Origin of the sequence: Corynebacterium sp. NML120713 (assembly GCF_001875735.1) — a bacterium.
Classification (GTDB): Bacteria; Actinomycetota; Actinomycetes; order Mycobacteriales; family Mycobacteriaceae; genus Corynebacterium; species Corynebacterium pseudogenitalium.
The window spans coordinates 1-20,891 of the sequence record NZ_MLCR01000009.1 but is presented as its reverse complement, the minus strand read 5'-3'; the positions used below and the strand labels follow the sequence as shown (position 1 = coordinate 20,891).

The 20,891-nt window shown below is 58.7% G+C and carries 20 protein-coding genes; 10 read left to right on the top strand and 10 right to left on the bottom strand.

Features of this window, described 5'->3' with window-relative positions; genetic code table 11:
* The first annotated feature begins 92 nt into the window (after positions 1 to 92).
* Both BJP06_RS04515 and BJP06_RS04510 read left to right on the top strand, forming a co-directional pair.
* Complete coding sequence (locus BJP06_RS04515; protein ID WP_071572961.1) at positions 93 to 554, top strand: MarR family winged helix-turn-helix transcriptional regulator; 462 nt, start codon at positions 93 to 95, stop codon at positions 552 to 554.
* A gap of 344 nt (positions 555 to 898) precedes the next feature.
* A complete protein-coding gene (locus BJP06_RS04510; RefSeq protein ID WP_071572960.1) occupies positions 899 to 2,332 on the top strand; it encodes a hypothetical protein in 1,434 nt (477 codons plus the stop codon).
* Between the two features lie 78 nt (positions 2,333 to 2,410).
* Here the strand turns inward: BJP06_RS04510 and gatB are convergent, their stop codons facing one another.
* The 5 genes from gatB to gatC form a co-directional block, all read right to left on the bottom strand.
* Positions 2,411 to 3,910 carry an Asp-tRNA(Asn)/Glu-tRNA(Gln) amidotransferase subunit GatB gene (gene gatB, locus BJP06_RS04505; RefSeq protein WP_071572959.1) on the bottom strand — a complete coding sequence of 500 codons (1,500 nt, stop codon included), beginning with the start codon at positions 3,908 to 3,910 and terminating at the stop codon, positions 2,411 to 2,413.
* 22 nt (positions 3,911 to 3,932) lie between these two features.
* Positions 3,933 to 4,937 (bottom strand): bile acid:sodium symporter family protein, encoded by a 1,005-nt coding sequence (locus BJP06_RS04500; RefSeq protein WP_071572958.1) that lies wholly within the window; start codon positions 4,935 to 4,937, stop codon positions 3,933 to 3,935.
* A 90-nt stretch (positions 4,938 to 5,027) separates the two neighbouring features.
* The gene (locus BJP06_RS04495) at positions 5,028 to 6,059 is read right to left on the bottom strand and encodes a 6-phosphofructokinase (protein ID WP_071572957.1); all 1,032 of its coding nucleotides are present in this window, start codon (positions 6,057 to 6,059) and stop codon (positions 5,028 to 5,030) included.
* Positions 6,060 to 6,258: 199 nt separating this feature from the next.
* Positions 6,259 to 7,740 (bottom strand): Asp-tRNA(Asn)/Glu-tRNA(Gln) amidotransferase subunit GatA, encoded by a 1,482-nt coding sequence (gene gatA / locus BJP06_RS04490; RefSeq protein ID WP_070362589.1) that lies wholly within the window; start codon positions 7,738 to 7,740, stop codon positions 6,259 to 6,261.
* A gap of 2 nt (positions 7,741 to 7,742) precedes the next feature.
* Positions 7,743 to 8,042 carry an Asp-tRNA(Asn)/Glu-tRNA(Gln) amidotransferase subunit GatC gene (gene gatC / locus BJP06_RS04485; RefSeq protein ID WP_070362590.1) on the bottom strand — a complete coding sequence of 100 codons (300 nt, stop codon included), beginning with the start codon at positions 8,040 to 8,042 and terminating at the stop codon, positions 7,743 to 7,745.
* A gap of 189 nt (positions 8,043 to 8,231) precedes the next feature.
* Here gatC and BJP06_RS04480 point away from each other — a divergent pair, with 189 nt between their 5' ends.
* On the top strand, positions 8,232 to 8,897 hold the full coding sequence (locus tag BJP06_RS04480; RefSeq protein ID WP_071572956.1) for an amino acid-binding ACT domain protein: 666 nt from the start codon (positions 8,232 to 8,234) through the stop codon (positions 8,895 to 8,897).
* Here BJP06_RS04480 and ligA read toward each other — a convergent pair.
* Positions 8,894 to 10,942: an NAD-dependent DNA ligase LigA gene (ligA, locus tag BJP06_RS04475; protein WP_070362592.1), complete on the bottom strand. Its 2,049-nt coding sequence runs from the start codon at positions 10,940 to 10,942 to the stop codon at positions 8,894 to 8,896. The genes BJP06_RS04480 and ligA overlap by 4 nt on opposite strands.
* A 50-nt stretch (positions 10,943 to 10,992) precedes the next feature.
* On the opposite strand from ligA, the gene BJP06_RS04470 reads away from it, so the two are divergent.
* Positions 10,993 to 11,676 carry a 3'-5' exonuclease gene (locus BJP06_RS04470; protein WP_071572955.1) on the top strand — a complete coding sequence of 228 codons (684 nt, stop codon included), beginning with the start codon at positions 10,993 to 10,995 and terminating at the stop codon, positions 11,674 to 11,676.
* On the opposite strand, the gene BJP06_RS04465 is transcribed toward BJP06_RS04470, so the two are convergent.
* Together BJP06_RS04465 and mnmA are read right to left on the bottom strand one after the other, a co-directional pair.
* Positions 11,673 to 12,518 (bottom strand): methionine synthase, encoded by an 846-nt coding sequence (locus tag BJP06_RS04465; RefSeq protein ID WP_070362593.1) that lies wholly within the window; start codon positions 12,516 to 12,518, stop codon positions 11,673 to 11,675. The two genes, BJP06_RS04470 and BJP06_RS04465, sit on opposite strands and share 4 nt — an antisense overlap.
* Entirely contained in the window at positions 12,515 to 13,606 is a 1,092-nt protein-coding gene (gene mnmA, locus BJP06_RS04460; protein WP_071572980.1) for a tRNA 2-thiouridine(34) synthase MnmA, read from the bottom strand. Before mnmA ends, BJP06_RS04465 begins: the two co-directional genes overlap by 4 nt.
* Positions 13,607 to 13,706: 100 nt before the next feature.
* On the opposite strand from mnmA, the gene BJP06_RS04455 reads away from it, so the two are divergent.
* The 6 genes from BJP06_RS04455 (at position 13,707) to BJP06_RS04430 (ending at position 18,907) form a co-directional block, all read left to right on the top strand.
* Positions 13,707 to 14,888, top strand: a complete 1,182-nt coding sequence (locus BJP06_RS04455) for a sensor histidine kinase (RefSeq protein ID WP_143110538.1) — start codon at positions 13,707 to 13,709, stop codon at positions 14,886 to 14,888.
* A complete protein-coding gene (locus tag BJP06_RS04450) occupies positions 14,885 to 15,589 on the top strand; it encodes a response regulator transcription factor (protein ID WP_070362596.1) in 705 nt (234 codons plus the stop codon). Before BJP06_RS04455 ends, BJP06_RS04450 begins: the two co-directional genes overlap by 4 nt.
* A gap of 82 nt (positions 15,590 to 15,671) precedes the next feature.
* Positions 15,672 to 16,586: an ABC transporter ATP-binding protein gene (locus BJP06_RS04445; RefSeq protein WP_071572953.1), complete on the top strand. Its 915-nt coding sequence runs from the start codon at positions 15,672 to 15,674 to the stop codon at positions 16,584 to 16,586.
* Complete coding sequence (locus BJP06_RS04440; protein ID WP_070479188.1) at positions 16,583 to 17,329, top strand: ABC transporter permease; 747 nt, start codon at positions 16,583 to 16,585, stop codon at positions 17,327 to 17,329. Before BJP06_RS04445 ends, BJP06_RS04440 begins: the two co-directional genes overlap by 4 nt.
* A gap of 2 nt (positions 17,330 to 17,331) precedes the next feature.
* Positions 17,332 to 18,081 carry an ABC transporter permease gene (locus tag BJP06_RS04435; protein WP_083433196.1) on the top strand — a complete coding sequence of 250 codons (750 nt, stop codon included), beginning with the start codon at positions 17,332 to 17,334 and terminating at the stop codon, positions 18,079 to 18,081.
* Between the two features lie 16 nt (positions 18,082 to 18,097).
* Positions 18,098 to 18,907 carry a spermidine synthase gene (locus BJP06_RS04430; RefSeq protein WP_071572952.1) on the top strand — a complete coding sequence of 270 codons (810 nt, stop codon included), beginning with the start codon at positions 18,098 to 18,100 and terminating at the stop codon, positions 18,905 to 18,907.
* On the opposite strand, the gene BJP06_RS04425 is transcribed toward BJP06_RS04430, so the two are convergent.
* Positions 18,904 to 19,965 (bottom strand): glycoside hydrolase family 25 protein, encoded by a 1,062-nt coding sequence (locus BJP06_RS04425; RefSeq protein ID WP_070479191.1) that lies wholly within the window; start codon positions 19,963 to 19,965, stop codon positions 18,904 to 18,906. The two genes, BJP06_RS04430 and BJP06_RS04425, sit on opposite strands and share 4 nt — an antisense overlap.
* 315 nt (positions 19,966 to 20,280) lie before the next feature.
* A partial coding sequence (locus BJP06_RS12055; RefSeq protein ID WP_177224259.1) for a hypothetical protein occupies positions 20,281 to 20,891 on the bottom strand: 611 nt, incomplete at its 5' end.

The window sequence follows — 20,891 nt, the reverse complement described above, 5'->3', positions numbered from 1 at the left end:
AAAGACGCAGCTCCCCCTCTACACACCCCCGCAAGCGAATGAGTCACAGCAAATTAGGTTGAAAACTGTTGTATTCACTAACATCTCATCACATGCATCGATTCAGCTGGCTTGATGAACACGACACTGAAATTTGGCTCACCATGTGGGCGATGATCTCGTGGATCCCCGCCCGCCTCGACGAGGCACTGAAAGCCAATGAAAGCATGAATCTTTCTGATTACCTCGCCCTGGTAGAGATCGCACAAGCCGATGACCAGAGGATCACAATGAGCCAACTTGCGAAAGCGACGCAGATGTCAGCTTCTCGCCTCTCACACATCGTCGCACGTCTTGAAACTCGTGGCCTCGTGGCACGCAGTCAGGACTCTGCAGACCGTCGAACCAACATCGCGACGCTGACCAAGGACGGGGTTGAGTTCATCGTGCGGTCCACGCCTGGTTACCTCCAGAAGCTCCGCGAGCTCGTATTTGACTCCATCACGCCCGACGAAGCGGACCAGCTCAACCACATCATGAAGAAAATCGTGGCAAAAGCTGGCCCAGACCATTAAGTCCGGACCCCAAAAAGGTAACAGTTTTATAACGCTTTTAAGCACACCTTACGCTCATCGGTATCCAATCCCCCCTCCCCGCATTCCACAGCCACCGTCGCCCGACCATCCACCAGCATCCACCGCATTACCTGGCGGTTTACCTGAGGACACTCCTCCCCGCCTGCCAAGGCTGGACGTCGATAAACTTCGCATCCAGCTGCATTAACGCTACCCCTCTGCCCCTTTTACGGTGTGCGCTGCACAAATGCCTTTGATACCATCAACCCCCGTTCAGTGGCGGTCGACAAGAAACCACCGCAAGTTTTTATTGACTTCTACATTTTTACTAGGGACATATTTTTATGCGTAAATCTATCCGGGTGGCGCTCGCGTTCGTGGGGCTGCTCGTCGGAGCCGGCTTCGCCTCCGGCCAAGAAGTGATTCAGTACTTCCTCGCCTACGGGTATTGGGGCCTGGTCGGCTCGATCCTGGCAGGTATCATCATCGTGATCGTCGGATCGACGCTGTTCCAGCTCGGTTCTTTCTACCTCGCAGATGATCACAGCGCTGTGTTTAACAACGTATCGAAACCGATTGTCTCAAAGTTTATGGACATCGCCACGATGTTCACCCTCTTTGCAATCGGTTTCGTGATGGTCGCTGGCGCCGGATCGAACCTCGACCAACAGTTCGGACTTCCAACCTGGGTAGGTGCGGCTATTATGACCGTGCTGCTGATCCTGTCGGGGTTCCTCGACGTCGACAAGCTCACCAACGTTATCTCGATTATCACACCGTTTCTGATCGTTGCGGTGATTGCTGCACTGATGATCACACTGGTCAACATGCCGGATAACATCAGCCAGATCAACGAACTGTCCATGCAAAACGCTCCAGCGACGGGCGTTGGCAACAACTGGTTCCTCTCCGCGGTCAACTATGCGACACTCTGCATCATCATGGCTGTGTCGATGATCCTCGTCATTGCCGGTTCGCAGTTGAACCCACGCGAGGCAGGCATCGGCGGTCTGCTGGGCGGATTCATCTTCGCTGCGCTGCTTGTCATCCTCAACTTCATCATCTTCATGAATATGGAAGGCGTGTTCGGCGCTGACTTCCCGCTGCTGATGGTGTTCGACAACATGCACCCCGCGGTCGGCTTCGTGGTTTCGCTGTTGATCTACCTGATGATCTATAACACCGCGGTGGGCATGTTCTACGCCATGGCGCGGCGCTTGGCCCACGGTCGCCAGGAAAAGTTCCGCCTCATTTACTTCGTTGTGGTCGGAATCGGCTTCGCGCTGTCGTTCATCGGTTTCTCCGCCCTCGTCGGCTGGGTCTACCCTGTTGTCGGTTACCTTGGGCTGGTGCTCTCCGCGGTGATGATTATCTCGTGGTTCAAAGACCGCGGGCGCATCGCGGCCGAGACGAAGCGTCGCGAACGCCTTGCCGAGCTCGCAGAAACCGCCCTTGACCCTGCTGAGAGCGAACTGACCGCCAAGGAGCGCGAGGAGGTCGAAGACCTGGTCACCGAATCCCACGTCGGCGACACTCACCTGTGGCAGTCCGTCCAGGAAGAGGTCGCTGCCGACCTGCATGCGGACCCCGAAAACGAATTTTCACTCGACGACGCGCCAGCCCTCGACCCAGAGTCTGAAGAATACGAAGGCGCACCAGGCGACGCCGACTCCCACGACGACCCAATCGACTGGGAAGCCTACTCAGAGATGTACGAGACTGGTACCTTCCCCGCCGTCACCGACAAGGATGGCGAAGAGGCATCGAAGGACAAGTAACCGCGGCTCGTTCCAACACATAAAGCAGCCCCCGCACCGATTCATTCACGGTGCGGGGGCTGCTTCGTGCGCTGAAGCTTACGACAACTTCTTCGCGATCAGCTGGTTCACCTGCCCCGGGTCAGCCTTGCCTTGGGTCGCCTTCATGACCGCCCCAACGATCGCGCCGGTGACCTTCTTGTTGCCGGCACGGTACTTCTCGACGATGTCCGGGTTCGCAGCCAACGCGTCATCGACGGCCTTCTCGATGGCCCCGTCATCACGAACAACCTCGAGACCGCGTGCCGCGACGACTTCGTCGACATGGCCTTCACCAGCGATCACACCGTCGATGGCCTGGCGGCCCAGCTTGGTGGTCAGCTTGCCTTCCTTCACCAGCGCAACCACGCGGGCAACATCCTTCGGAGTAACACCAACCGCGTCGAGATCCTTGCCGAGCTCGTTCGCCTTGCTCTGGATGTACGACACCCACCACGCACGTGCCTCGTCAGGAGTGGTGCCTTCCTCGACCGTATCCACAACCAGATCCAACGCGCCAGCGTTCACCAGGTCGCGGAACTCCTTTTCAGGCAGCTGCCACTCGTCCTGGATACGAGCTCGGCGCACCCACGGGAGCTCCGGGAGGGTCTTACGGATCTCTTCGACCCACTCGGGCTTCGCAATCACCGGAGGCAGGTCAGGATCGTTGAAGTAGCGGTACTCGGATGCTTCTTCTTTTGGACGCCCCTTCGAAGTCGAACCGTCCTTCTCCTGGTAGTGGCGAGTCTCCTGCACGATTTCTTCGCCATTCACAAGAGCTTGTGCTTGGCGCATCATCTCGAAGCGCACAGCCTGCTCTACAGACTTCAGCGAGTTAATATTCTTCGTCTCCGTGCGGGTGCCGAACTTCTCTTGTCCGATCGGGCGGAGTGAGACGTTGGCGTCACAACGCATGGAGCCCTGGTCCATACGCGCATCAGAAACCCCCAATGCCTTCACAAGCTCACGAAGCGCCCCAACATATGCACGAGCAACCTCAGGAGCGCGCTCCCCCGCACCGATAATCGGCTTCGTCACGATCTCGATGAGCGGGACGCCAGCGCGGTTGCAATCCACCAACGAGGCCGTCGCGCCAGTAATTCGACCGGAAGCAGACCCCAAGTGCGTCAGCTTGCCGGTGTCCTCTTCCATGTGCGCGCGCTCGATTTCGACACGGTACTCAGTGCCGTCGTCGAGCAGGACATCAAGGTACCCGTCGTATGCAATCGGCTCGTCGTACTGCGAGATCTGGTAGTTCTTCGGCTGATCCGGGTAGAAGTAGTTCTTACGAGCAAATCGGGAGCTTTCCGCAATCTTGCAGTTCAGCGCAAGGCCAATCTTGATGGCCCACTCAACACCCTTGGCATTCACGACGGGCAACGCGCCAGGCAACCCGAGCGACACTGGGTCGACGTTGGTGTTGGGCGCCGCACCGAAGTGGGCTGAAGATGTCGAGAACATCTTGGTCTCAGTCGCTAACTCGACGTGCACCTCCAACCCCATCACGGGGTCGAATTTTTCCAGTACTTCGTCGTAATCCATCAGGTCGTACGCAGTCATAGTGCTCTAGTGTAGTGCTCTCTTAGTTTTCCGTGTCGCTTGGCGCGCCCATAGCACGTTTCCGCTGGTCTACGGAGCGACAGATGAACGCAAATACCGCACCGGAGAGGTTGTGCCATACAGAAAACACTGCCGCTGGAAGCGCCGCGACTGGGTTCATGTACTGTGCGGCAAGCGTGGCGGCTAGGCCGGAGTTCTGCATCCCAACCTCGACAGCCATTGTTCGAGAAGCGGTTTCCGGCTGACGCGTGACCTTTCCAGTCAGGTAGCCCAGCAGGTACCCCAGGATGTTGTGGATTGCTACACACAGCAGCACCAAGAGACCAGCCTCTGCAAGTTTCTCACGGGAGCCCTGCACGACAATCGCCACGATCATCGAGATCGCAATCACAGAGACCCACGGCAGCGCAGGCAAGATGGCGTCAACAAGCTGAGGCAGCACGAGGCGCACGACGAGACCGAGCACGATTGGAACGATGACCATCTTGACGATCGACAGCGCCATTGCTGCTGCACTCACTGGCATGTGCTGGCCTGCCAGCCACAGAGTCAACAGCGGCGTCATGACTGGTGCAAGCAGCGTCGATATCGACGTCATAGTGACCGACAAAGCTACGTCACCACGGGAAAGGTAGCTAACGACGTTGGATGACGTACCACCTGGCGCACACCCAACCAAGATCACACCTGCCGCGATTTCAGACGGCAGACCGAGCACCACAGTGATAGCTACCGCAATTGCAGGCATGATGACGAACTGCGCAACCACACCGATGAGTACCGGGAGCGGACGCGAAAAAACGAGACGAAAATCAACTGGGCGCAAGGTAAGCCCCATGCCGAACATCACAATGCCCAGGAGCCACGTAGTCCAACCAGAAATTGGGGCGACCGCGCCAGGTGCTGCTGCACCAAGCGCGAAGCCAATCAGTACTAGCACTGGGAAGCCCAGCGTTGCGAGGTATGCAGCGCGGTCCTGGGCAGTCCCGCTAGATGGTTCTCTTTTCTCATCTACCGAAACAGTCATAGGTCACACTATAGACACACAAAAGGAGCGCCCGCGCCAGTTTCCGCAAAAATCTTTTGCACTGGCGCGGGCGCTCCACCCAAAAATTTCTTATCCAAACATGCTTCGTGCAGTCTTGTACCGGTGTTCCGGAACCGTCTTCAGGTGTGCCACTGCGGACTCGAGCGGCACGAGATCGATATCCTCACCGTGCAGGGCTACACAGGTATCAAAGTTGCCCTCGTGTGCGGCACGGGCTGCGTGCACGCCGTAACGGGTGGCAAGCACTCGGTCATACGCCGTTGGCGTACCACCGCGCTGGATGTGCCCCAGCACCGTAGTTCGGACATCGTAACCAAGGCGGCGCTTAATCTCGTCAGCGATGATCTGCCCCATCCCGTTGAAGGTCTTGTGGCCGAACTCGTCTTCCTCACCGAGGCCTGCATCCATCGTGCCCTCTTTCGGGATAGCACCTTCGGCGACAACGATGATGCCGTACTTCTCTCCCATCTGGAAGCGGCGCTCCATTGCCTTGCAAATATCTGCAATGTCGAATGGGTCCTCAGGGATGACCGTGTAGTGTGCACCACCTGCCATACCGGCATGGAGTGCAATCCAGCCGACGTGGCGGCCCATCACTTCGACGATCAGGATGCGGTTGTGTGATTCTGCAGTCGTATGCAGGCGGTCGATCGCGTCGGTGGCAACCGATACTGCGGTGTCAAAGCCGAACGTGTAGTCAGTTGCGGCAACGTCGTTGTCAATGGTCTTTGGAACGCCGACAACCGGAATGCCATTATCGGACAACCACTTGGCACCTTTGAGGGTACCTTCGCCGCCAATGGCGATCAGGGCGTCGATACCGGCGTCTTCCATATTCGCCTTAATAGTGTCGATACCGGCCTTGAACTTGTCGGGGTGCAAACGGCCGGTCCCCAGGATGGTGCCGCCGCGCAGCAAAATCGAATCGATAAACGCATCGTCGTACAGGTCAATCCTGCGGTCTTCCATCAGCCCGACCCAGCCATCGAGGTACCCGACAACTGTCGAGCCATATTCCGCGCTGGCAGTTCGGACGATTCCGCGAATGACGGCGTTCAGCCCTGGGCAGTCGCCGCCGGAGGTAAGAGTGGCAAGTCGCATACACACAACCCTAGCGCTTTCAAGGCAAAAGGGCTTATTCCGCATGCCCCAAAATCTGATTTCCGCTGGTCACAGGCGTCAAATTGATGCTCCCATTCACACACAAATCCACAACATAGCCGATTAAGGTGTTATCAAAATGAAAACGACCCCGCGGCAGTAACCTGCGGGGTCGTGGTGGATATGACAGATGAGAAAGTTAGCGTCCAGCCTCAAACGCCGCGCCAACACGGTACAGGCGCTCGTCTTCAAAAGCAGGAGCAATAATCTGCAGGCCAACAGGAAGACCAGTATCGCTTGCCGTCCCTGCCGGGACGCTCATGCCCGGGAGGCCTGCCAGGTTCAACGGCAAGGTGAAGAGGTCAAAGTTGTACATTGCCAACGGATCGTCGACCTTCTCCCCGATCTTGAACGCAGTCTGAGGAACGGCAGGGCCAGCGATGACATCCACTTTCTCAAATGCTCGACGGAAATCCTGTGCGATGAGGGTACGCACACGCTGCGCCTGCAGGTAGTAGGCGTCGTAGTAACCAACAGACAACGCATACGTGCCGAGGATGATGCGACGCTTCACCTCCGGGCCAAAGCCGTCACCACGGGACGACGCCATAACCTCTTCCGCAGAGTGCTTGCCGTCGTCACCCGTGCGCAGGCCATAGCGCATACCGTCAAAGCGCGCTAGGTTCGACGAAACCTCGGACATCTGGATGATGTAGTACGCGCCCATGACGTCGTCGAAGCTCGGGCAGTCCACTTCGACGATCTCTGCGCCCTGACGTTCGAACTGTGCAAAGGCGGCGTCGATACGCTCAGTGACGCCTGGCTGGGTACCTGGGCGCGAGAACTGCTTCACGCGTCCGATCTTCACACCAGACAGATCGCCCGAAGCGCCCTGTTCAGCGGCAGCTGCGAGCTCCTGTACCGGAGTGTCAACGCTTGTGGCGTCGAACTCGTCGTGGCCGCCAATAATCTCGTGCAGCAACGCGGTGTCGAGGACGTTGTTCGCACACGGTCCAACCTGATCCAGCGATGACGCACAAGCGATCACACCGTAGCGGGAAACACCGCCGTACGTCGGCTTCACACCGACGGTGCCTGTCAGCGATGCCGGCTGACGAATAGAGCCACCGGTATCAGTGCCAATACCAATTGGTGCCTGGCCAGAGGCAAGTGCAGCAGCGGTACCACCGCCAGATCCACCCGGAACACGCTCGAGGTCATGCGGGTTACGGGTGACCTGATAGGCGGAGTTCTCAGTGGAGGAACCCATCGCAAACTCGTCGAGGTTCGTCTTGCCCAGAATTGGGATACCGGCCTCGCGCAACTTGCGGACTACCGTAGCGTCGTACGGGCTGCGGTATCCCTCAAGCATCTTCGATGCAGCGGTGGTCGGAGCATCCGTCGTCACCAGCAAATCTTTCAGTGCCAGTGGTACACCAGCCAGCTTTGAAGCCGGCGGCTTACCAGCAGCGACCTGGGCATCCACCTCGTCTGCCGCAGCGAGAGCCTCCTCGGCGCCGACATGCAGGAATGCCCCGAGCTCGTTATCAGTCTCCGCAATGCGGTCCAGGAATGCCTGGGTAACCTCGCGCGACGTCAGCTCGCCGGATTGGATTTTCTGTGCAAGCACGTGAGCTGGAAGCGACACAATGCCTTCAGATGGAAGCGTGTACTCAGTCATGCCTACTCACTTTCTCCAAGGATCTGTGGAACTACGAAGCGCTCTTCATCAACTTCAGGGGCCTGGTCAAGGGCCTGCGCCTGCGTCAACGTCTTCTTCTCGACGTCCGGCCTCATGCCAGCGTCAATCGAGTGGGGGTGGCTCATCGGCTCCACCCCATCAGTGTCGACCTGTTGCACCTTCGAAACAGCGTCAACAATGGTGTCGAGCTGCTGGGCGATCTGGTCAAGCTCATCCTCCTGCAACGCAATTCGCGCGAGGCGTGCGATGCGGGAGACCTCATCGCGTGAAATCTCAGCCAATGTGAAGTCCAATCTTTACCGTAGGTTAGCCACTAAAACGTGTTCATTCTACGTTATCCCCAGAACCCGCATCGCACTAGGCAACACCACACCATCGCCCCATCCCTTTTCGCCTCATTTTTACAATTGCATGCATATATTCATGTAATTGGCAGCATGCTGTCCGTATGCAGTGCTATAAAAGAGCCTATGTCTTACCTCGTACGAGTGACCTTGCCCGACCTACCCGGCAGTCTTGGCGAACTCGCAGAAGCCTTCGGCGTAATCGACGCAAATATTCAGTCCGTCGACATCGTCGAGACTGATCCAAGCGGTACCGTCACTGACGACATTGTTGTCAGCTTGCCCACCGGAACGATGGTCGACGTACTCATTACAGCAGCTTCAGCCATCGACGGCGTTGAAGTTGATTCGATCCGCCCGTTCACTGGGCGCGTTGACCGCAGTGGGCACATCCGGATGCTGGCGAAAATCGCCGAGCTTGCAAACAAGCCGAAGCAGGCACTCGACGAGTTAACCGTGATGATCCCCCAGGCCATGACCTCTTCCTGGGCCGTGGTGCTGGAGCACACCCCCGAAGGACTCGACCGCCTGTGCGCCTCCCAGGCTGCACCAGAAGATGACCAATCCCACCCAATCATGCCGCCACTCGAGCATGCGCGGGTGCTCGTTCCGGACAACGACACGTGGACACCAGAGTCGTGGTGGCAACTCGATACCGCGCTTGCCATCACTCCTCTCGGCGCCTCCGAGTACATTCTCGTTGTCGGTCGCATCGGTGGCCCTGATTTCCTTGCATCAGAGGTAGCTCAGATCGGAGACTTGGGAACCATCATCGGTTCGATAATTTCCTAGTCTTCAACTCCTTCTGGCCCCTGTTCGAGCAGGCGCGTGAACTCTTCCTCGTTGAGAATCCTGAGGCCGAGCTCACGCGCCTTTTGCTCTTTTGAACCGGCATTTTCGCCGACGACCACAAAGTCCGTCTTCTTTGACACAGACCCCGACGCCTTACCACCACGCGACACGATCGCTTCTTTCGCGCCATCACGCGTGTATTCCTCGAGCGTGCCCGTCACCACCACGGTGATCCCCTCAAGGGTTTGCGGAGCAACGTCGGCGGCATCAACTTCCATCGTCACGCCAGCAGCTGTCCACTTTTCGACGATCTCGCGGTGCCAGTCAACGCGGAACCACTCTTGGAACGATTCCGCAATGATGGCGCCTACTCCGTCTGTTTGCGCAAGGTCCTCCAGTGGGGCGTCGACAAGCGCTTCCATGTTGCCGTAACGGGAGGCGAGCGCACGAGCTGCGGTCGGACCGACGTGTCGAATCGAAAGCGCGACGAGGACTCTCCAGAAATCGGCATTTTTCGCAGTGTCGAGGTTCTCCAGTAGCTTGCGGCCAGAGGCATTTACCGCACCTTTCTTCGTGGTGTAGACCTGTGACTTCTTGAGGTCTTCCTCTGTGAGATCAAACAGGTCGCCCTCGTCTTGGATCACACCAGTGTCAATCATGTCCTGCGCGCCCTTTTCGCCCAGCGCCTCAATGTCAAAGGCGCCGCGACTGGCGAGGTACTTCAGACGTTGCGCCAGCTGGGCCGGGCATGAACGCGTATTCGGGCAGCGCCAGTCCGCATCCCCTTCCTTCGCAGGCGCCAACGTTGCCCCGCAACTTGGGCACTCCGCGGGGAACACGAACTCCCGCTCCTCTCCAGTGCGAAGATCTGCGACGGGACCCAACACCTCAGGGATAATCTCGCCAGCTTTACGCACTACGACCGTGTCACCAATGAGGACGCCCTTGCGGCGGACCTCGGTCGGATTGTGCAACGTCGCCATGGCGACAGTCGTACCAGACACGAAAACCGGCTCCATTACCGCGTACGGTGTTACTCGGCCAGTTCGCCCAACGGAAACCTCAATATCGAGCAGTTTCGTCGTGACCTCCTCCGGCGGGTACTTGTACGCGATCGCCCACCGTGGCGCCCGCGACGTCGCTCCTAGTTGGCGCTGTTCCTCAACCGCATCGACTTTTACAACGAGCCCATCCATCTCGTGGATCGCGTCGTGGCGGTGCTGTTCCCAATAGCGAACGGCATCCACCACCGCATCAGCAGTTGCTGCGCGCTTTGTGTATTCAGACACTGGCAGCCCCCAGGCTGCCATCTGCTCGTAGGCTTCGTGCTGGGTCTTCGGGGCAAACCCCTCGCGCGCACCGATGCCGTGGCAAATCATCCGCAGTTTGCGCTTTTTCACATCCTCGGGATCCTTTTGACGCAAGCCTCCGGCAGCCGCGTTGCGCGGATTCGCGAACGGTTTCCCGCCCTCTTCGATGCGAGCAGCGTTGAGATCTGGGAAGTCCTCGGGCCGGATAAAAACTTCCCCTCGCACCTCGACTAGCGCCGGGGCATCGCCCTGCAGCTGGTGCGGAATATCTTCAATGACCTTTGCATTGGCCGTAATGTCCTCGCCCACGCGCCCGTCACCACGCGTAGCAGCGCGAACCAGCTCGCCGTTTTCATACACGAGGTCGATCGAAAGCCCGTCGATCTTGAGCTCTGTCAGATACGGGCCCGGCGCCTTTGCCAGCCAGTCTCGTAGCTCTGCCTCCGAGAAAACATTATCTAGGCTCATCATCCGTTCGAGGTGCTCGACATCGTCGAACGCACCGCCGGTCGGCGCACCGACCTGCATCGTCGGTGAGTCCGGAACAGCGAGCTCGGGGTGCTCTTCCTCAAGTCGCACCAAGCGCTGGAAAAGCTCATCAAACTCGGCGTCACTAATAACGGGTTGGCTGTTGTAGTACAGATCCCGATGGTGACGAACTTGGCTGGCAATCTCATCCCAGAGTCGACGCACATCGACGTCATTAGCAGGCAATTCGTTCACATTTTCGTTCATAACGTGCAAGTCTAGCGTCTCTGTCCGACACGGTTAGTAAGGTAATGTGCATGGCTTTCTTCGACGCATCCCGCATGATGTCCTTCGACCTCGAGACGACTTCTGTGAACCCACGCACTGCTCGTATTGTGACGTCCTCCCTTGTCACGATCGACGGTGCGCAGGCGAACGCGCACGAGGCGCTCGCGGACCCAGGGGTTGAGATCCCCGCAGAGGCTGCCGCGGTCCACGGCATCACCACGGAGTACGCCCGCGCGCACGGCCGCCCGCACGATGAGGTCTTGCAAGAAACAGTTGACATGATTAAGCGCGGTTGGGAGGACGGCCTCGCTCTCATCGTTTTTAACGCGCCGTATGACCTTTCTGTGCTACGACAGCTCACCGGAGACTTCACTGTAACCGGCCCGGTTTTCGACCCTCTCGTCATCGACCGGGCGAAGGACCGCTACAGGAAGGGGAAACGCAACCTCGGCGCTCTGTGCGAGCTGTACGGAGTGAAGCTCGACAACGCTCACGATGCGACGGCTGATGCGACCGCCGCTGCGCGTCTTGCGTGGAAGCAGGTCCGCTCCACCTACCCTGAACTCGCCCAGATGAGCACGGACGAGTTGATGGAGTTTCAGGCCGTGGAGTACTACAAACTCCAAACAGAGTTGCGGGAGTTCTTCGAGTCGAAGGGGCGTGATGTCTCAAACCTCACGACGTCGTGGCCGATGATCGGGGATGCGAGTTAGCGCAGCCCTTCCGCCATTTCAGCGGCTTCACGGTAGTTCGCAGCGGCCTGTTTCAACGTATCCGCGGGTCGTGCCCACACGTCGAAGCTGCAGGCCTCAGGGTCGGTTTGGAGTTCGTCGAGCACGTTCCACACATCCCTTGGCCGCATGGGTGCAAGCGCGAAGCGGCTGCCGCGATCGAGCAGTTGCGCAAAGCGGTCTTTTTCGGCGGTTGATTGTAGGTCCGCAAGGTCTACGGTCTGCCAAGGGACGTTGATCATCATTGGCGCGTGGAGTAGGTACTTACCAAAGCCTGCGAGGCGCTCCTCCGGTTCTGGGTATGCCGGGATGCGTTCGGCATCAGTCGCACCACGCAGTGAGCCTCTCATCACGGCGTCGAGGCTTGGCTCGTCGATTTGCAGCACTGTCGGAGCTAATCGACGCCCCACATCTTCTCGATGATCGTCAATAGCCTGTGCAAGCGCCTCGGTCACATCCCGCAGCGCACCAGTGTCCGTGATCATGCGGTGTCCATTGCGCATCTCAATTTCTGCTGCAAGTGTCCAAGGACCGACAACCTGGACTTTGATCGCATCGAGCTTGCCGGCCCACAGCGATTCCAGGACATCCAGGTCGCGATCCATCTGGTCACGCACCGCCCGGTGCTGGGTACCAACGCGCCATCCGCGCGGACCGCGGTCGATGGGAATGTCGAGCAACGCGGCTGTTCGCCCAATCAGGTCACTCCCGATCCCACGCTCTGGCAGCTGTGGAATGTGTGGCAGCGGTGATTCTGAAAGCACAACGTCCGCGGCAGTGACGAGGTCTGTGCCGGGCAACTCCCCGAGGCCGAACGCCGTCATGGTTGCACGCTCGAAGTCCCACAAATCGTGCCGGACCCCAGCACCACGTCACCGCGCCCGTCCGGGTCAGGCAAGTACAGCACGGCAGCCTGCCCTCGCGCGACTCCCTCCAGGGGCGTCTCCAACTCGAGATGCATGCTGTTGCCCTCAACGCGTGCGTGGCAGGCGACGACCCCGCCGTGCGCACGGATCTGTACATTGGCCGCGAACTCACCTTGCATCGCCGGATGCAGTACTTTCAGGCGGTCTGCGTCGATCTGCCAGACTTTGAGCGCTTCGCGCGGCCCGACAGTTACTGTGCCCGTGGTGGCGTCGACATCGGTGACGTAGCGCGGCTTTCCGTCCTGGGCTGGCACGCGAAGGTTGAGGCCGCGGCGCTGTCCGATGGTGTACTGGAACGCGCCGTCGTGCTCTTTGAGCTCGGTGCCGTCCTGATCGCGCACGATTCCTGGGCGCATACCGATGGACCTACCCAAAAATGCCTGGGTGTTGCCGTCCGGGATAAAGCAAATATCGTAGGAGTCCGGCTTCTGCGCGGTAGCGAACCCGAACGCTGCCGCCTCCTCACGAATCTGAGGTTTTTCCGTATCGCCGACTGGGAAGATGCACTTGTCAAGCTCATCACGCGTCAGCACTCCCAACACATAAGACTGGTCTTTCAGCGGGTCCACCGAGCGCCGCAGGTTCCCGTCTTCGTCGATAGTTGCGTAATGCCCGGTTGCAATGGCGTCGAAACCAAGTGCAATTGCGCGTTCGAGCAGGGCCGCAAACTTGATTTTCTCGTTGCATCGCAGGCATGGATTCGGGGTCTCACCATGCTCGTACGACCACACGAAATTATCAATAACCTCGGCTTTAAAGCGATCGGAAAAGTCCCACACATAAAATGGAATCCCGAGTTTGTCGCACACACGTCGAGCGTCCGCAGAATCCTCCAGCGAGCAACACCCGCGTGCCGACTCTCTGGTGGCCTGCGGGTCCTGTGAGAGCGCCAGATGCACTCCCACAACGTCGTGGCCAGCCTGGACAAGGCGTGCTGCGGCCACCGAGCTGTCCACGCCTCCACTCATCGCCACTAAAACTCGCATGTGGCGGAAGTGTACCCGCGAGTAGAAGGAGAAGGAAAGCGCCCGGCGAATCATACCGTGGCATGACGACAGCCCTGCGCAGGTCGATTAGGTTATGGATATGCCTCCCTTTACTGCCCGCATGCCGATCCGCATGCGTGACGCAAGCATCGCTTTTGTCCTCGGCGTGTGTGCTTCGCTTGGTGTCCTGAGTGCCACGAGATCTGCATGGGCGGTCGTACCTCTCCTGCTGTGGGCTATCGTCGCCCCTTTTTCCCGCTGGCGATGGCCAACTGCAACTGTGCTCACCGCATTCGTCCTATTGGGGATGCGTGCATTCAGCACGAACCTCACGGTAGCGGTGATTGTCGTTGGGGTCTTCACTGCCTACATCATCCGTCGCAATGTTCGCCCAGTTCTTCGCGACTTCGCTGCCATTGCGCTCGTTACAGGAGACCTCGTGGCACTCTCACTCGTATCGCCCGTGCCTCGGAGCATGCCCTTTGAGCAGCAGCTTCCCTACCTCGCGTGGAGCGCCACGTTGCTAGTGGCGGCTGGACTCTTCGGCGAGCTACGCAGGCGGACCGAAGAAGCCGCAACCCGCGAGCTCGAGCAGGCGCTGCGGCAGCAACGGATCGAGCTTCAACAGGCTATGTCTGAGCAACGCGCGTTCCTTGCCCGCGAGATCCACGACGTGGTTACCCATTCGCTCACTGTGATTGTTGCGCAGGCCGATGGCGGACGCTACGGCGGGGACTGCGACAAAGCCCTTCGAGTAATCGGAGAGGTCGGACGGGAATCCCTGGCGCAAATGCGCGAAGTGGTCGCGCTACTTCGTGCGCCCGAGTCGCGGTCGGTGGAACCTTCACCAGTGTCTCTAGATTTCGAAGAGCTGGTTCGTACGAGTCGACTCGGCGGCCTGGATATCACTTACTCGCAAACGGGATCTGCACCAGAGCAGCTACCACTTGCTACGTCCCTTGCGGCCAGACGCGTGGTCCAGGAGGCTCTCACGAATGCGCTCAAACACGGCGACGGCGCTGCTTTGCTTGATGTGACGTGGGAGGAAAAACAAGTGGTAATCCGTGTGAACAATGGATTCGATGGCACTGCAGCAAGCCTTGTCAATGGCCACGGCTTGCGTGGGATGCGGGAGCGCGCCGCTCTTATCGGGGCAACTTTGCAGGCAGGCCCCACCCCCACCAACAGCGGGCGTGCAGAGTGGGTCACGCAAGTACGAATCCCCTACGTTGAGCAAGGTCTCGCCGGAGTGATACACCCCGACACGCTGGAGCATGCATGAGCACAATTCGCTTAGGGATCGTCGACGACCAGGCACTCTTCCTCCACGGTATCCAGCTCGTCATCGACTCCCAGACAGATTTGGGCGTCGATTGGCTGGCCTCGAACGGCGCTGAGGCACTCGAGCAACAGGCATCCCACCCGGTCGATGTAGTGCTGATGGATGTGCAAATGCCCATCCTCGACGGCATTGCCGCGACAGCCGAGTACGCCAGCCGTTTCCCGCAAACCAAGGTCATTATCCTCACCACGTTCGATGACGAGGATTACGTCGTGGACGCACTGCGGGCCGGCGCCAGTGGGTTCTTGCTCAAGGACACACAACCCGAGGAGCTTCTCGACGCCATCCGTACCGTCGCTGCTGGCGATGCCGTCATCTCTCCGCGCGCCACCAAACGCATCATTGCTCGGATCTCTCACAGCACGCGCCAAGCCGCACACGCCGACGAGGAGCTTTCAATTTCTGCGACTGACCGCATGGCGCTTGGCGAGCTCACTGCCCGCGAGCGCGAAGTACTCATCGCAATCGGTCGCGGCTGGTCAAACTCGGAGATCTCTGAGCGCATGTTCATTTCCATGCCAACGGTGAAGACGCATGTCGGGAGGATCTTGTCCAAGACCCAGTCGCGCGACCGCGTGCATGCGGCGCTCTTCGCCTATCGCACGGGCCTTGTCGATCGTTCCGATCTCCTCGACGGCTAAGCACCATCATCCCCCGGTATGACCTGCAAGATCGTACCAAGCTCCGACGCTTTCGGAGCCTCACTTGGCGATAGTGAACACCATGAACTCACCAATCATTACTACGAAGGGCCTGACGAAGGTCTACGGTGCGCACACAGTCGTCGACAAGCTTTCGCTTGAGGTTCCGCAGGGCGCCGTGCACGGGCTCCTGGGTCCGAACGGCTCCGGCAAATCAACCACAATGAAAATGTTGCTCGGCCTGACCACACCAACTGCCGGGGAGATCACCGTGCTGGGGCAGCCGATGACCCGCTCAACACGCGGCGAGGTACTCGCTAGCATCGGCTCACTCATCGAGTCGCCAGCGGCATACCCGCACCTCACCGGTGCGGAGAACATGAAGATTGTGACGCGTCTATTCAAAGCCGATTCTGCAAACGCGCAGCGCGCGGTACGACTTGTTCGCTTGGAAAAGCACATGGACAAACAGGTCAAGAACTATTCGCTCGGCATGAAGCAACGCCTCGGCATCGCAATCGCGCTCGTACGCGACCCTCAATTGCTCATCCTCGATGAACCAACCAACGGCCTCGACCCTGCAGGTATCGAAGAAATCCGCGAGCTTATCATCAGTCTCGCACGCGACGAAGGCCGTACTGTCCTCGTTTCAAGTCACTTGCTCTCCGAAATGGAGAAGATGGCCACCAGCTTCAGCATTATCAACCAAGGCAAGCTCATATTTCAAGGCTCGAAGCAGCAGCTTTTCGACGCCCACCTCCCCGACGTCTACGTCCAAACCCCACAGGCAGCCGTTGCCACCGAAGTTCTACGAGACTTGCAACCACGCATCGTTTCCGGGGGCGTAGAACTACCCGGACTTACCGAGGAGGCCGTTGCTACTGCATGCGCGCAGCTCGTCCATCACGGAGTCCCGATCTACCAGGTTCTGCGAAAGCACCGCAGCCTGGAAGAATTTTTTATTGGGATGACAGGACGCAAGGGGCTTAGCGCATGAGCATCGAATTCTTGAAGCTGCGTCGTACGCACATCTCGCTACTGGGCGGCGTGCTCTCCCTGGGCATCGTACTGTTCGCTTGTATGAGCTTGTTCTCAGACGGCCAAATCGACGCGTTCACCGCTGCCCCGGAGGCAGCATGGTCGGGCCAACTGATTGCGGTTGCGATGTCGCTCGCATTTCTCACCCCACTGCAATTAGCGCTCATTGCCAGTCGCGCCGTCGATAACGAGCATGCAAGTGGCGGGTGGCTGCTCAACGCGGTTGCTGGCGTCCGCAAGGGCTCGCTGCTGCGACGAAAGTTCCGAGTAGTGGCGCCTCTCATCGTCACGCTCAAGCTGATGGAGTTCACGGCGTGCATCGCGCTACCAGTATTGCTGGGTGCGCCGCTGCCTAGCGGAAGCACAGCTGGAGCCTGGGCAGTGTACGGAGTTGCAGCCGTTGTCACTAGCCTAGCGATCACCAGCGCCATGTTCGTGCTCGCAGCGGTCACTGAATCGCAAGTAGGAGTGCTGGCATTTGGCGTGGCGGGAGGCTTCCTCGGCATCACCTCGCTGCTTTCCCCTGTGTGGCTCGCTGAGATGAACCCCTTCGGCTATTTTGCAGTCCTACTCCCATACACCTTCGCTAACGAAGGCGCAGTTCCTACGCAACCAGGTTGGGCTTCGTGGTGTGTCTACGTCGTGTTGCTCGCTACAGGGTTCGTTGCAATAACGCGAATACTCGACAGGAAAGAAATCTAATCATGGACATGATCGTTAACGAGTTTTGTAAACTTCGGCGCACTTACATCACAATCGTTGCCGTCGCCATCCCACTCGTCTCCGTCGTCTTCGGTGCTGGCAACTACGCCGCCAACTCTGAGACTTTGGAATCCGGGTGGACGAGCTATTGGTCCCAGGCAACGCTATTTTACGGCATGCTTTTCATGGTGGCGGGTATTTCGATTCTCGCGTCCTCCACGTGGCGCGTTGAGCACCGTGGCGGCAACTGGAACACGTTGCTTACCTCGTCCAGATCGGCGGCGAGTCTGGTCACCGCAAAACTTGCTGTACTCATCGCGATGACCTCAATTATGCAGTGCGTGTTCATCGTCTTGAGCACTATCGGTGGTTGGGTCGCTGGCCTATCAGGCATGCCGCCGATGGCCCTACTCGCATCGTCCTTACTCGCTGTGGTTCCTGCGATGGCAGTGGCCGCGTGGCAAAGCTTCGCTTCAATGCTGGTCCGCAACTTTGCCATGCCAGTCGCCCTTGGCGTGGTGGCCAGCCTCGTCGCTTTTGGTGCAATTGCTGCCGGCGCCACAGTAGCGCAGTTTCTGCTTCCTCCCGTCGGCGTGGCCACGATGCTGTGGATGGGCGGTAACGCAGTCGCGGGCTCGGGTATCCTCGAGTGGAATGCGGTGTCCGGCGTCCTCGCAAGCACCCTGCTGCTTACTGCCACAGCGTGGCTTGCGTCCGTCGTGTACCTGCGCCATGCCGACGTGAAGGCGTAAGGTACTGTCACTGTGCATGGCAGCAAAAAGTGAATTCCATGAAATCGATACCGGCGTCGCGGAGGTTCTCCACGAACCGGACGGCTCCATGGTGCTCCTCGTCAACGGCGTGCCGAGCTCCCACATCGTCCCCGGCGACCCCGAACGGCTGGACTTCGAATACATGAGGTGGATCGCTGATTTTCTGAACGACCAACAGCTTGTCGACGTCCCCCTTTGGCCCAAACCACGCCTAACCCACCTCGGTGGCGCTGCCTGCACACTGCCCCGCTACTTTGCTTCTAAGTGGAACGGCTCGCGCAACACTGTCGTGGAAATTGACATGTCACTTGCCGAGCTCGCCCGCGAACTTTTCGATATCCCCCGTTCACCGGTCGTTAAAATACGAGTCGGTGACGCCCGCGAAGTCACCGACAGCTTCAAACCCAACACCCGCGACATCATCATTCGCGATGTCTTCTCATCAGCGATCACTCCACGAAACCTGACCACGGTGGAGTTCTTCGAGCAAGCGCGGAAATCACTCAGCCCGTCAGGAATATATGTGGCAAACTGCGGCAGCCACGCGGATCTCAAAGAAGCGAAGGAAGAACTGGCTGGCATGCTCGAAGTGTGGCCACACGTTGCCGCAATCGCGGACCCACCAATGCTGAAAGGTCGACGCTACGGCAACATCGTCCTTATCGGTGCAAACACCCCAATCGAGGCCAGCCCTTCGCTAAACCGTGAACTGCTCAAAGGCGCCGTGCCTGCGCAGTTCAAGCACGAAAAATGGGCCCGTAGCCTTGCTACGAGCCCTCGCTACGACGCGCCTACCGACGTCTAGTGCGCAGCGTTATCTAGCAGGATCAGCAGGTCGCCAACCTGGTAATCACCAATCATCATGTTACGCAGGTCATCCACGGGCAGTTCGCCCTGAGAAGCCAGGCGCTGGACAAGGCCAGCGATGTTGTTTGCGTCCTTAATATCGAAGCCGAATTTCGCAGCCTCCGACGCAACCTGTGATGCACCCAGGGCACCGGCAGCCAACGCGAGGATCGCGACGACCAGCGCCGTGCTGTTCTGTTCCAGAACCTCAAGCTGATCGGAGTCCGGCACCTGGAACGTCTCAAGGACGCCACCTGCGGAACCGAGATTGCCAGCGGCGAAACCGCCGAACTGTGCACCGGTGCCGTTAAACAAGTTCATATCGACAGTCGCCGGAATACCAGCGACCCGGCCGGAGTCGCTGCGCTGCCAGAACGTCAACTTGTCCCAGCCACCGACCGGACGTGGCGGCTGGTTCTGGTATGCGGCAAGCCACAGCGGGTAGCTAGTAAACGCGTTGGTGTTGTTCATCCGCTCGTACCAGAAATAACGGTAGGTATAGAGCATCGGCCGCTTGCCCGATGCACGCTCCAACTCAGTGAGGAAGATCTGCGTCCACGCCGCGAGCTGTGTTGGACCAAGCCCCTCATCGACCTCAAGGTCAAGAACTGGTGGCAGCTGCTGCGCAGGGCCAGCGTTAATGACGTTTGCGAAGTGGCGAGCCTGCGCAATAGGGTCCATCCCCGGTCGCGCATAGTGATATGCACCGACCTTCAAACCTGCATCTGCAGCAGCTTTGACATCTTCTTCGTAAAACGAGTTCTTGTACGTCGTTCCCTCAGTCGCCTTGACGAACGCAAAGTGCTGCCCACCGACTGTTCCAGCCATCTTCCAGTTGATTGGCGCACCACCAGGGCGCTGGTGATCAGCCACATCAACGCCAGAGATCAGACCAGGGATCGATTGAGCATCCGCGTGGGAGCTCAAAGATTGAGGTGCAAAAACAGTAAGCGCAAGGGCAAGCGTCGCGGCTACAAAAGCCGCGGTTGCAGAGCGAAGTCTAGGGGCTACATACATACGCGACACTCTAGCGCACACCAGTCACACTATTCACACGCGACACACGCAAACCATGGGGCGCTTCAGTACTATCTGCCTGTATGTTGGCTGGGCACCACATTCCCATCGCGGAAAGGCACGGACCTGGGGATTCCGATTGCCAGCGAGAGCAAAACCCGGAATCTGGTGCGCCGCCCCACAACCCCTCACGCCACCGAAAAATAGTTCCGATCTTCGGGGAACTATCCTGAACCCCACACCACACGAAAAGGGGCCTGTGCCACCAGGAACACTCCCGGCACCACAAGCCCCACAGCCCTGCCTACAGTCTGGCTAGAAGTGCAGCCCACCAGCCATCGCCGCAGCAACACCACCACCAATTAACAGCAACAGCACCACAATCGGAGCAACAATCGCCGCGATATTCGTCTCACCCTCCGCCTGGATACGATCCTTGCTTGCCGCATCCTGACGATCATCCTGCACACTCGCCGCTGGGCGCTGCGCCGTCGTCAACTGCTGCGAAGACTCATGCTTACCAGCCTTCGCCGTCGTCGGGGCAGCCTGCGCATCCGGCTTCGGCGCACGCGTTGCACCAGCCATCGCATCACCATCAACATCCGCATCCATGACCGCGGCAACATCAAACCGGCCAGCAAAGGCTTGGGAGCCATCCTCATTGACCACACGCACATCCAACGGCAACGACGACGTCTTAACCACACCAACACTGATTGGCAGCGCAACCGTCGCCTCGCCTTGGCCCGCAACCGTAACAACCTGCTCGGCCTTCCCCGACGGGTAGACAACCTCAACACGCATCCGGGCCGCATCCAACCCAGGATTTTGAACCTTCAAGCTCACCGTATTCTCACCACGGTGAAGCTCAGGGTCACCTACAACAGCAACCTTCGCGCTGCCCTGCGCGGCCTCAGCTTGCTGCA